We start from the raw sequence: 12,198 nt of genomic DNA on the forward strand, positions 1-12,198 counted from the left end.
AATCTAAACTGAATATAAGGCAATAATACATTATTTTGGCCAATAAAAAAGGCGCATGGTGCGCCTTATCTTATTGAGTTATGTGCTTATTGCACTAGTTCTTTATCAGAGAAGCTATCAGTGAAAAGCGCACTTGATAAATAACGCTCTGCTGAACTCGGTAGAATAACGACAATATTTTTACCTTCATTTTCGGGTTTTTCAGCTAATCTCTTCGCAGCTACTACTGCAGCACCTGATGAAATACCGGCTAAAATACCTTCTTCTTTCATGAGCTTGTGCGCCATTGCCATAGCATCTTCATTTGATACTTGTTCAACAGCGTCAACGACAGAAAGATCTAAGTTGCCAGGAATAAACCCAGCACCAATGCCTTGGATTTTATGTGGCCCTGGTTTTAATTCTTCACCCGCTAACTTTTGACTAATCACAGGAGAATCGGTAGGTTCTACGGCAACAGAGAGTACATCTTTACCTTGTGTCTTTTTAAGGTAACGACTAACGCCTGTAATCGTACCGCCAGTACCCACACCTGCAACAAAGATATCAACATTACCGTTGGTATCTTCCCAAATCTCAGGACCGGTTGTTTTTTCATGGATTTCAGGATTCGCAGGGTTTTCAAACTGACCTAGCAACACATATTTTTCTGGTGCTGAATCTTTAATTTCTTGTGCTTTAGCAATTGCACCACCCATACCCTTTGCGCCATCGGTTAACTCTAATTTTGCTCCAAGGGCCGCTAATAATTTACGGCGCTCTAAGCTCATAGTTGCTGGCATCGTTAGGGTAATAGCATACCCTCTTGCTGCAGCAACAAAGGCTAATGCAATGCCTGTGTTGCCACTTGTAGGCTCAATAATTTCTTTGCCTTCGACTAACTCACCACGCTTTTCAGCATCCCAGATCATGTTTGCACCAATTCGGCATTTAACACTAAAGCTTGGGTTGCGTGCTTCAACTTTTGCATAAACATTACCGCTCGTAACGCGGTTTAATTTTACTAGAGGGGTGTTACCAATTGCGGTTGAGTTATCTTGGAATATATTTGCCATGTGCGCATCCTTTATTCTTGCTTAATCAATTTCAATGTTGATCAGCATGATCGAATTTATCATTGTTTGTTTGTATACTTTTAGGGAGTGTGTATTTTGTCATGGTTTTTACAAAAAATTATTTGTATATTTACATTAATAAAGTGCCAATGTGTATACATTTTTGAGGTATTCACAAAGGCTAGCATTCAGACTAATAGTACATTTCAAAAAGTCATCACACCCTAGTATGCTAATGATTAATAGTAGACATAAAAAATAGAAAAAGAAGTGCCAATTAGTTATATCTTATATTCTAAAAAGTAATAAATAATTAGCTAGTTAAACAATAATTAAAAAGAAATATGCAATATGATGGAAGAAAATCAACGTGCGTTAGCTGAACCCGAAGCTGAAACGCAACATGCGTTACCATTATCAAAACAAGAAACCAAAACAATATTGACCCCCTTTGCTTTTGAGATAAATAAGCAGTTATTCGGTTTACCCTTAGCTGTTCCGTGGCGCAGAGGCGTTGCATTATTGATAGACTTTATCATTATTGCCATGCTTGCTGAGACGCCAGGCGAACTGTTAGCGTTATTAGCTGCGTTAACCTTTTTTCGTTTAGGCAGTAAAAAACGCGCTAAACAAATGGGGAAAAAGCGAGGGATTAGACGCTTTATATTAAAAACCACAGGTGCTCTTGTTATTTTTGTTGTGCTTATTGATACCATACCGCCTATGTTTAATGAAAGCTATTGGAAATCCCGCGACACGGAGTCAGTAAAAGTTGAAGCTGAACCTGAAGTTACATCAGCTGATAAAACATCGTTTGCTGAACAAACTTTTAATAAAGGGGTTGAGTGGTCACAAAGCGTGGTGAAAGATTTGGGATTAGGTTTTGGTTGGGCTGCACTATACTTTTCTGTATTAACTGCTATTTGGCACGGTCAAACACCAGGAAAAAAATTACTAAAAATTCGTGTTGTACAGCTTGATGGTACGCCGTTGTCTGTTTGGGACAGTTTCGGTAGGTATGGCGGGTATGGTGCCGGATTAGCAACAGGGTTACTTGGTTTTATTCAAATTTATTGGGACCCTAACAGGCAAGCAATACACGATAAAATATCATCTACAATCGTGATTGATGTGACAAAAGCAAAGCGCGAAAATCATCCAGCTCAACAAGCTGGCTATCGCGTTAAATCAGAACAATGAGGCCGCTTATGAAAACGACAGTTTTACGTTATTTTCCATTATTACTTTTTATACTTTTTGCTCCAACTACATGGGCAACTAGCAAAACGTTAGCACCGGAACTTATGTTATTTAAAGACTACTTAGGGACTTGGCAATCACAGTTTCCGGTAAGTAAAGGGCAATCTGAAGTTGAAGATGTTGCCCGTTGGGAGCGAGCTTTAAATGGCATGGCTATTAGAACATTGCACTCAATTAACCAAGGTGAATATGGCGGTGAGTCACTAATCTTTTATGATAAAGAAAAACAAAAAATTGTGTTTTACTATTTCACTACGGCAGGTTTTCATACCTCTGGGTATATGGAATTGATCGATGAAAAAACCTTAATTGCTTATGAAGAGGTTAGTGGTAACAAAGAAGGAATAACACAGGTAAAGTCAACAAATGAACTGTTAGGTAATTCAATGAAAGTATCAACGTCATACCTTAAGAAAGGTACTTGGACAACACCTGAAACAAGAGTATATCAACGCAGTGATAAAGAGGTTATTTTCAAATAATTTGTAGTTAAATGTGCGCTAAGAAATCACATTTTAGTCATTAGTGCTTTAAAAAAAAGTAGGCATATAGTGATAAAGTTATAGAAGGCTATAATACAGCCTTCTATAACTGCTTACTTTAAGGCAACCACGCATAGCTTATTTTAGTAAAAAATGTGCGTTGCTCTCGTGTTAACCGGTCTAGAAAATCATCTTGGTAACTACTATCTGAATACCCTAAATAAAAGACGGTTTGTGGGTTAAGTTTATAGGCGTATATAAGCTGTGTTGATAGATCATTATTGCGTGCTGACACACCAATAAAGGGGTTGTTATCAGGGTTACGGTCAATATCACTGTACACAAGGTTAAGTTTCAGATAACTGTGTACATTAAATTGATAAGATAATCGTAATTCTGACAGTTTGGCTTGATAGACATCTTGTTTATCTGCATCTAGGCTGGCGTTTGTGTAATAAAATTCGCCTGATAGTTTTTCGGTGAAACTATAGGTGATACCAGCGAATATTTCTTGGTAATCACCAAGTCGATTATTGTTATAGTCAATCTTATCACCAGCAATAAACTCTGCCTGCAACAATAAATTATTTCCCGGTTCTACTTGACCGTACAGTGTGATCGCTTTCTCGGTAAATAACGTTGCGTTGTTATCAATGGTTAGCTGAGTTTCATCACGTCGTAAGCCTATTTTATCGTCATAATTTAAAATAAGCTCGAAGTAAGATTGCATCGGGCCATCTATGCCTACTAATGACTGTAAGTTTTTTTCCAGCAACTCACCATTTTCATTATGTTTGATTTGCCAACTACCACTTACTTTAACTTCTTGCCACGGTGTATGTTCATCGCCGTAAAAAAAGCGATCTAAGGTTAGCTTATTCGACTGATAATCTGCTAACGTCATAAACCCTAAATCGGCTCTAAAGTCTTTACCGATTTGTTTGTGCTCGGCAAGCAGGCCCCAATATTCTGAACTATGCTCATAACTGGCAAGAAAGGCATGATCACTAAAATCATCTTGTTTATTACTTCTGTGTACTTGCTCGGTGTATGCGCAATCGCCAAAGTTACACGCTGTTTGTTTTGGTTTATCACAATCATTGAAAGCGCTACCGTAGCAAAAGCTTTGATATAAATCGGACGGGTATTGAGTGTTTGAACCCAGTAATTGAGCTTTTAATTGATTTGATTCGTTGATGCGATAATTACCATCAATACCAATAACATAATTGTGATATTGATCACTGTCACGTAATGTTGAAACGGTACCAATTGAAAAATCTTCATGAATATCATAGCGGTACCGCATAGCCGCTGAGTGACTGTCTTGTGCTAACGAGGCGATATTTGAGCCAGTATTACCCGGCACAATAAAGTTAGTTTCAGTATCGTTAGTCACAAAAACACCATAACTGTGCGCACCTTCAGTACCGGTTACCTTGGCGCCATAATCTGGATCAGCAATGTTACGGGTATATACTAAATCAAAATTAGAGCTAAAATAATCTGCGTTATCTAGGAAAAAAGGGCGTTTCTCATCATAAAAAAGCGAGAAGGTTTTATTAATATTTAATTGACCTGCATCTGATTCTACCGTAGAGAAATCAGGGTTAATGGTAGCATTTAATAAATTATTACTGTTGATATTCCATCGTAAATCAAGTCCTGCATCAACGTTATTTTTACTGTGCCATTCATCGGAAGGATCATAGATATCTCTCGATTCATTTCTTGTTGCAACAATGGCAGGTGTTAGCATTAGGTTTTTACTGGCTTTAGCGTTTTTAAAACCAGATATTTCAGGAGATTGACAAAGCCAACAATCGTTATTTCTATCTATTTCTTGGTTGGATATTCTAAGTTTTGTATCGCCAGGGTATAACCTAATTAATTCAAACGCCCATGTTTTGATATTTGTGCTATTTTCAAAGTTTAAAATGCCATAGGGAATAGCCATTTCTACTTGATAACCGCCTTCAATGAGTTTGCCAAATGAATCCCAAATACCATCCCAGGCGCGATTAGGTGTTTGTGTCATTTCATTATTAATGCCGTCGTGCTGTACACCATAAGCATTAACAAAAAACTCATAATTTAATCGTCTGGTGTTAAAAGTATCTAATTTGATGCCAACAATATCGTCAGACCATCGAGAGTCACGATCACCTAAAAAGGCTTTCACTTCTTCATTATCTCTGATTTTTGCCACGAACGATAAATAAATAAATTCACCATTCTCAACTATTCTAGCCGTTGTGCTGACAGGGCTAGGCTTGTTGTTCCATGGACTGTTGACAATTGTTAATGGGATTTCTTTTGCTTTTTTCCAGATATCATCAGTTAATTCTCCGTCTATTACTGCGGATTGATTAACGTATGGAATTTGATAATTTTTTTCTTCTGAGTGTGCGGTGTTACTACATAGTGAGGTTAGTGAAATTAACATCACGATGGCGCAGTATTTAAACGAAAACTGCATTTTTGCTCCAAGTTTATTATTGTTTTGTTAAACCAGAATGTTTCTGGATATCCTTTTGAAGGCGAATTTTTACAAATTTTTACAAACTTAACAACGTATAAAATAAAAAAAGCCATCACAGACGGCTTTTTAAATCATTAAATAAAAGTGCTGAATGTTGTAGTTATTTTATCCATGCGTAACTCACTTTAATAAAAACAATTCGTTGTTGCTGTTCTAAGTCATGAAAGTTACGTTCTGCTTGGTGGCTGTCTGAATATCCGAGATAAAACACCGTTTGTGGATTGATTTTATAGGCATACAATAATTCGGTTCCAACACCTTTATGGTAAGGCGTAATGTTTTCAGGTGCGGTATATAAATAGTTATTCGCATTTCGGTTTGTATTGTTATACACAAATGAAAAACGTAAAAAGCTTTTTACGTCAAATTGATAGGTAGTACGCAGTTCTGTTAATCGTGCATTGAATACATTCTGGTTGTCGGCGTCTAATTGATTAAAGATATGCTTTAATCGCACTTCTAAGTGTTTGTTAACATTCCAATTGACTTGCGTGTCAAATTTCTTGTTTTGGCCTAAGCGATTATTACTGTAATCAATGGCGTCACCATAGCTGGCGTTTGCCGATAAATAAAGCCCTAAAATCGGCTTAATATTACCTCGAATACCAAGCTGTTGTTCTGTAAACAATGTAGTATTATCATTTATCGTTAAGATTGATTTATTGTGTCTTGTGCCTACTTTATCTCGCTGTGTATAGTAAAGTTGAACCCATGAACTATAAGTCGCGTTTATCGAGGCATTAATGTCAAACTCACGCTCTATTAAATCACCTGCATCATTATGGGTAATGTCCCAATCAGAATATATTTTTGCTTGGGTCCACCAGCTACCTGCTTTTCCGTACCAAGTTCTATCTCCGCCAATAGCAAATTTGTTATGATCAACATAAGAAATAAAACCTAAATCCCCACGGAAGCCTGCATTTTGGGTATCGTAAGTAGCGAAATAATGCCACTTTTCATCATTATGGTAGTAACCTGCACGTAAGGCATTGCCGCTAAAAGGCTTTTCTTTTTGTGTTCTTAATACATTTTCATTGTAAGCACATGAACCAAATTGACAATCTACTGGTGTAGTTTGCTGGCAAGCTTCGGGGTTGTCTTCATTGCAAAATTGTTGGAATAAGTCGTCAGGATATTCAGTATTTGAATGTAAATATTGAAATTTAAATACATCATACGTTGATAGCTTAAATCTTGCGTCGATACCGTGAACAGCATTATGGTAATTTTTTGCATCACGTAAGGTTGATACCCAACCTACGGTAATATCTTTATTATAACTGTAGCGGTAACGAATAGCTGCTGCGTTTGATTTATCATCAATTCTGGCAACCGATGAGGATCTATTTCCTGGAATTAGAATGTTAGTGGTGTCGTCGTCAGTAACAAACAGTGCGTATGTGTGATTATTATGTCGGCCGGTTAATTTCGCACCATAGTTAGGAGCATTGATGTTACGTGTATAAATAAGGTTATAGTTGGTGTCGAAATAATCAGCATTGTCTAGAAAGAAAGGGCGCTTTTCGTCGTAATATAATGCAAAAGTATTATTAATATTTAGCTGTGCATTGTCAGTTTCAACGGTTGAAAAGTCAGGGTTGATAGTGGCATTTAACAATGTATCGGCGGTAATGCCCCAGCGTAGGTCTAGGCTAGCTTCGGTGTTATTGTTTTTGTTCCATTCATCATTGCTACCTTTTTCTTGGTGTACACCTGATACCAGTGAAGGTGCAATGATTAAATTATCGCCTTGCTTGGCTCCTTTAAAGCCTGTTGCGGTATGTAGTTGACAAAGCTCACAACTATTATTTCTATCCAGTACAATATTTGAAATGCGTAATTGTTCATTTCGAGGATAAAAACGCATTAATTCTATGCCCCAGTCTTGCAAGCTTGTTTTTTCTTTAAAGTTAAGCATGCGAAGCGGAAGTGCCATTTCAACAATATAACCGTTTTCGGTAAGACGACCAGCGCTGTCCCAAATACCATCCCAAGCATCACTCTCTTTTTGTGTGACTTCATTTTCGATACCGTCAATTTGAGATCCCATTGGATTGACTAAAAACCGGTAGGCAGCGCGCTGGTCGTTAAAGGTATCTATTTTAATGCCAACAATATCGTCGCCCCATGACTTATCGCGATCACGTATAAAGGCTCTGATTTGGGTTGGGTCTGGATCTTGTGCAACAAAAGCAAGATAAAATACTTCACCATTTTCCATCAATAAAGCCTCGGTACTTATCGGGCTTTTTGTGTTGTTATATGGACGGGTTACTATGTCTAACGACACTTTAGTTGCGTGTTGCCATTGAGGGTCTGTTAAATCAGCATCAACAGATATTTCACCTTGAATACGGGGAATATGTATGTCTTTTTTTTGTTTACTGTAAGCGTTATGGCTAGTAATACATGAACAGAAGATGGTTAGGCTACAAGCCAAAAAATACAGCGTTTTGACAGAGGGCATCGATAGCATTCTTTTTTATCATTATCATTGTTGAGAGCGCGCAATGTAAAAATTGTGCCTTACTATGTCAAAGTATTTTCGATGACTTGCTTTTTACATCAGTTTAATAACGTATTTATTTGTAGGGTGTGTTGAATGTTGCTGTACATTTTTAGTCTCATATTTAGCTCACCCCAAAGAGCAGCGTTTTTTGTCATTTATACGTCGTTATTGCTTTTTCATGTGGAATAACCACATATTAATCGTAATGCCTTGTCTAAATACCAATAAACGGCTGTAAAAATAAACGCGAAAGATCAACAGGCCCTAATGAAACGCTCAGATAAAAGGTTTAACCACTTCAAAAATATGATAACTTATTATGTAACGTAGTTAACATTTTCTCGATGCTTCATGTCTAATTTGTTATTTAATTTATTGGCGCTGGTGGTCTTTATTGTTTGCTGGATGGGTTACACAGAATTTGCCAGAAAAAAAGCAAAAACCACTAACTGTATAGCGCGTAGTTTACATCAGCATAGAATACTTTGGATGTACGAAGTGATCACACGAGACATCAAAGTTGGCGAAGCTGCATTACTTGCTAATTTAGAGCGAAACATTGCTTTTTTTGCGTCATCAACGTTACTTGTCTTAGCGGGCGTACTAACCCTTTTTGCTCAAGTAGAAAAACTAGAGGCGGTTATTGCAACTATTCCTTATGCTGATTTTCCTAACCATACCATAATCCAGCTAAAGCTAGGCTTACTTGCGTTCATTTTTGTCATGGCCTTCTTCCAGTTTACATGGTCAATGAGGCAGTACGGCTTTATTAATGTTATGGTTGGCGCTTCACCAACAGATCAATCAGGTACCAATAAAAACTTATTAGCTTACGCAAAGCAAATGGCGATAGTGCAAGACCAAGCGGCACATTCTTATAATTATGGTTTGCGATCTTATTATTTTTCAATAGCGGCGATTTGTTGGTTTTTTCACCCGTTATTATTTATTCTAGCTAGCGTGTTGGTTGTATATACGTTATATAATCGCGAGTTTAGATCAAAGGCCGTGCGTGCCATCACAGCCGGGCAAGAAATATTGCATAGTGAACGAAATGAGAAGCTTAATAAATTGAGCCGCTAGCAGAATGTCAAAGCAATACGAAAATTTTGGCCCGGCGGATTTTGACAAGTTTGACTGTGTGAAAATTGCCTTAGGGGTTTACTTAATTCTACTGTTTATCTTACGCGGTTATCTTATCTGGCTAATGTCTGTCACTAATATGCAAGACCGTGTCAGTATTATTGCGTGGGTTTACCCTGATCCTAAATTATTTTATTTAAGCTTGCTATCTGGTTTAGGCGGTATATTAACAGTATTTCTATTGAGCTTACGCCGGCCTGGTGCAAATAGCTTTATCAAAAAAATGTGCCGTCAGTTAAAAAACATTTTATTTATTGCGCTGTTTTTCGATTGGTTGATAAATTTAGTCGCCTATTACTTTTGGCAAATGCAAAGTAAAGAATGGCTATTAATTAATTCAGTTACCATAATAATAGCCGTGATTTATTTATACTCGAGTAAAAGAGTTAATATCAATGTACAAGAATTCCCAGAAAAATTACCAGAAAAGTAGGGTGAGAACGTGAGTAATGACAAACAAGAGCATCGGTTAGTTATTCTAGATACCGAAACAACAGGTATAAACCCTCGAGAAGGTCATCGGATTGTTGAAATTGGCTGTGTAGAGATGATAAACCGCCAATTAACGGGGCGAACGTATCATGCGTATATCAACCCTCAATTTCAGATGGAACAGGAAGTTATCGACGTTCATGGCTTAACGAATGAATTCTTACGCGATAAACCATTGTTTGCTGACGTAGCTGGAGCTTTTATTGATTTTATCAAAGGCGCCGAATTAGTCATCCATAATGCTAAATTTGATGTTGGCTTTATGGATCATGAATTTAGCATGGCTAGGGCACAGCTGCCAATGACTGAAGACATTTGTACAGTTACTGATACGTTAAAAGTATCTAAAGATGAGTTTGGCTCACCAAAAACCTTAGATTTCTTAGCAAAACATTATCGGGTAGATGGCTTAATTGATCGTACTTATCACGGCGCATTGATTGATGCTCAGTTACTTGCATTTGTTTATATTGAAATGACACGTAAACAATCTACGCTTAATTTTTCCATGGGTGACGGCCAGGAAAACGGTGAAGACAGCAATGCTATAAAACGTTTATCAAGTGAACGACAAAAATTAAAGATTGTACGTGCATCTGCCGATGAAGAAGAACGACATAAAAAAAGGTTAGCGCTAATCGCTGACAAAGGGAGTGAGCCAATATGGCAATAATGAAATGGTTGACAGTGTTATTAACAGTAGGGCTTTATGCGATACCAGGCGTTGCTGTTCAAGACACTAAAACTGAAATTCATTATTATGAGCAAGATAACGTAACAAATCGTGTTCCGTATTTTGACAATAGGTTTCACATTGATGCACAGCTTGAAGAAATTACCTTGTTGTTTTATCGTCGAAGTGGAACACCTCCCATCATTTTAGTGCGCCCAGATGGCAGTAAGATTAAAGTCACTAATGCGGAGAAAGGTAAAGTAGAATGGTACGATGATACTACTTTCGATATGATACGTATTGTGCGTCCTATGCCTGGACCATGGCAAGCGATAGGCGCAATTTTACCTGATAGCAAAATAATGATTGTTTCAGAAGTTAAGCTAGAAGTAGAACCATTAGCTGACATTTTACTTTCCGGTGAAACCCTCAAGATAACCAGTAAATTATATAACCAAGAAAAAGCGATAGATGATCCACTGTTTAATGATGTGATCAAATTAACCATCGACTTTTACAGCACTAATAATACGGGTTACGATAATTTTGGTGCAGAGCCTATAGAAATAGGTACGTTTAGAGACGACGGTTACGAGTTAGATGAATATGCTCGCGACGGTATTTTTACTGGTGAATTTGAATTGAACTTTTCACCCGGTGAGTGGACACCCATTTATCGAGTAATTATGCCAATGGCAACTAGGGAGTTACGACAAAAACTTGTTATCGTTCGTCCGAACCCTATTTCTATCGAGGTTAAGCCAACAACAGATCCGCTCGCGTTTCATGAAGTAACTATTCATATCGATGACAGCTATGTTGATCCTGATAGTTTAATTTTTCAAGGTAAAATTACTTATCCAGATCGTCAATCTGAACCTTTCGCTATTATGGAAGGTAATGGAACCGCTCGGGTTAAAGAAATTGGTTATACCGAACCAGGGGTACATAGAATCACATTAAATGCATTCGGAAATACAAAAAACGGGCGAGAGTTTCGTTTAGTGGTGCCAGACTTTACCTTTAATGTTGAACGAGAAGGCGGGCCTTTAGTCCCTAGCTTAGATGAATCATCACAAAGTGAAGCTGAAAAACAAGCGGCGGCGTTAATTTTAAAGTTAGAGCAAGAAAAAGAAGCGCGTGAATTAGCATTGAAGCAAGCAAAAGAACAAAAAGCAGCTGAAGCAGAGGCACAAGCACAAAAAAATATTATTATGGTAATTGTCGCGAATGTGATTTTATTGCTACTAGCTGGGGTTGCAGTGTTTTTTATGAAACGTAAAAAGCAATAAAATGCTGCTAAATTCAACTTATTGTTCAGCAATTGTGCAAGCAGTAATATTAATGTAAAAAAGGGGTTGACGCCTTGCACTGTTATCCGTATTATTCCCGCCGCATTCAACGACTTGTTGTTGAATTTAGGAATACTTGTGTGGAGTGGTAGTTCAGTTGGTTAGAATACCGGCCTGTCACGCCGGGGGTCGCGGGTTCGAGTCCCGTCCACTCCGCCAACTCTTCCTAAATGTTATCTCTGCGGAGTGGTAGTTCAGTTGGTTAGAATACCGGCCTGTCACGCCGGGGGTCGCGGGTTCGAGTCCCGTCCACTCCGCCAATAGATAATGAAAAACAAGTAATAGAATTGAGACAATGCGGAGTGGTAGTTCAGTTGGTTAGAATACCGGCCTGTCACGCCGGGGGTCGCGGGTTCGAGTCCCGTCCACTCCGCCAATGTTTCATAAGGGTCGCCTTATAAAATACGTTCCCCTGTGCGGAGTGGTAGTTCAGTTGGTTAGAATACCGGCCTGTCACGCCGGGGGTCGCGGGTTCGAGTCCCGTCCACTCCGCCAACTTATCTTCATTGTATTATCAAAATTTTCATTATTTATCTTCTCTTTATAAGTTCTCCAATTGTTAATAACGAGAATAAATGTCTCGTATTCCGCACTTATACCAATTCGCATAAATATTCGGTCATTCAGCGAGAATTAAACGCTTTAGAGGCACGGCGTTGATTGCAGAGAATGGTTATTCAGGAGAAC

9 protein-coding genes and 4 tRNA genes are annotated in these 12,198 nt (G+C 38.1%); 10 read left to right on the forward strand and 3 right to left on the reverse strand.

Annotated features, from left to right (window positions below):
• Positions 1–86 precede the first annotated feature (86 nt).
• Positions 87–1,055: a cysteine synthase A gene (cysK, locus tag BI291_RS13260; RefSeq protein WP_074499253.1), complete on the reverse strand. Its 969-nt coding sequence runs from the start codon at positions 1,053–1,055 to the stop codon at positions 87–89.
• Between the two features lie 354 nt (positions 1,056–1,409).
• On the opposite strand from cysK, the gene BI291_RS13265 reads away from it, so the two are divergent.
• Entirely contained in the window at positions 1,410–2,255 is an 846-nt protein-coding gene (locus BI291_RS13265) for an RDD family protein (protein ID WP_286272975.1), read from the forward strand.
• Between the two features lie 8 nt (positions 2,256–2,263).
• On the forward strand, positions 2,264–2,797 hold the full coding sequence (locus BI291_RS13270) for a hypothetical protein (protein ID WP_074499255.1): 534 nt from the start codon (positions 2,264–2,266) through the stop codon (positions 2,795–2,797).
• Positions 2,798–2,915: 118 nt separating this feature from the next.
• Here BI291_RS13270 and BI291_RS13275 read toward each other — a convergent pair whose 3' ends face one another.
• Positions 2,916–5,276 carry a carbohydrate binding family 9 domain-containing protein gene (locus tag BI291_RS13275; protein WP_083602055.1) on the reverse strand — a complete coding sequence of 787 codons (2,361 nt, stop codon included), beginning with the start codon at positions 5,274–5,276 and terminating at the stop codon, positions 2,916–2,918.
• Between the two features lie 163 nt (positions 5,277–5,439).
• Positions 5,440–7,809: a carbohydrate binding family 9 domain-containing protein gene (locus tag BI291_RS13280; protein WP_074499256.1), complete on the reverse strand. Its 2,370-nt coding sequence runs from the start codon at positions 7,807–7,809 to the stop codon at positions 5,440–5,442.
• Between the two features lie 393 nt (positions 7,810–8,202).
• Between BI291_RS13280 and BI291_RS13285 the strand changes: the two genes are divergently transcribed.
• The 8 genes from BI291_RS13285 (at position 8,203) to BI291_RS13320 (ending at position 12,006) form a co-directional block, all read left to right on the forward strand.
• The gene (locus tag BI291_RS13285; RefSeq protein ID WP_074499257.1) at positions 8,203–8,934 is read left to right on the forward strand and encodes a DUF599 domain-containing protein; all 732 of its coding nucleotides are present in this window, start codon (positions 8,203–8,205) and stop codon (positions 8,932–8,934) included.
• Positions 8,935–8,938: 4 nt separating this feature from the next.
• Positions 8,939–9,427 (forward strand): DUF2919 family protein, encoded by a 489-nt coding sequence (locus BI291_RS13290; RefSeq protein WP_074499258.1) that lies wholly within the window; start codon positions 8,939–8,941, stop codon positions 9,425–9,427.
• Between the two features lie 9 nt (positions 9,428–9,436).
• A complete protein-coding gene (gene dnaQ, locus BI291_RS13295) occupies positions 9,437–10,159 on the forward strand; it encodes a DNA polymerase III subunit epsilon (protein ID WP_074499259.1) in 723 nt (240 codons plus the stop codon).
• Complete coding sequence (locus tag BI291_RS13300; RefSeq protein ID WP_074499260.1) at positions 10,150–11,451, forward strand: TIGR03503 family protein; 1,302 nt, start codon at positions 10,150–10,152, stop codon at positions 11,449–11,451. Before dnaQ ends, BI291_RS13300 begins: the two co-directional genes overlap by 10 nt.
• A 142-nt stretch (positions 11,452–11,593) precedes the next feature.
• Positions 11,594–11,670: transfer RNA gene (locus tag BI291_RS13305), tRNA-Asp, on the forward strand.
• A gap of 24 nt (positions 11,671–11,694) precedes the next feature.
• A tRNA-Asp gene (locus BI291_RS13310) sits at positions 11,695–11,771 on the forward strand.
• 39 nt (positions 11,772–11,810) lie between these two features.
• Positions 11,811–11,887 (forward strand) — tRNA-Asp (locus BI291_RS13315).
• A 42-nt stretch (positions 11,888–11,929) separates the two neighbouring features.
• A tRNA-Asp gene (locus BI291_RS13320) sits at positions 11,930–12,006 on the forward strand.
• The last annotated feature ends 192 nt before the right edge of the window (positions 12,007–12,198 follow it).

It is taken from the genome of Thalassotalea sp. PP2-459, assembly GCF_001913705.1.
Classification (GTDB): domain Bacteria; phylum Pseudomonadota; class Gammaproteobacteria; order Enterobacterales; family Alteromonadaceae; genus Thalassotalea_C; species Thalassotalea_C hakodatensis.

Coding starts and splice junctions, on each gene's coding strand:
- cysK (WP_074499253.1), bottom strand. CDS start 1,055: ATGGCAAATATATTCCAAGATAACTCAACCGCAATTGGTAACACCCCT.
- BI291_RS13265 (WP_286272975.1), top strand. CDS start 1,410: ATGGAAGAAAATCAACGTGCGTTAGCTGAACCCGAAGCTGAAACGCAA.
- BI291_RS13270 (WP_074499255.1), top strand. CDS start 2,264: ATGAAAACGACAGTTTTACGTTATTTTCCATTATTACTTTTTATACTT.
- BI291_RS13275 (WP_083602055.1), bottom strand. CDS start 5,276: ATGCAGTTTTCGTTTAAATACTGCGCCATCGTGATGTTAATTTCACTA.
- BI291_RS13280 (WP_074499256.1), bottom strand. CDS start 7,809: ATGCCCTCTGTCAAAACGCTGTATTTTTTGGCTTGTAGCCTAACCATC.
- BI291_RS13285 (WP_074499257.1), top strand. CDS start 8,203: ATGTCTAATTTGTTATTTAATTTATTGGCGCTGGTGGTCTTTATTGTT.
- BI291_RS13290 (WP_074499258.1), top strand. CDS start 8,939: ATGTCAAAGCAATACGAAAATTTTGGCCCGGCGGATTTTGACAAGTTT.
- BI291_RS13300 (WP_074499260.1), top strand. CDS start 10,150: ATGGCAATAATGAAATGGTTGACAGTGTTATTAACAGTAGGGCTTTAT.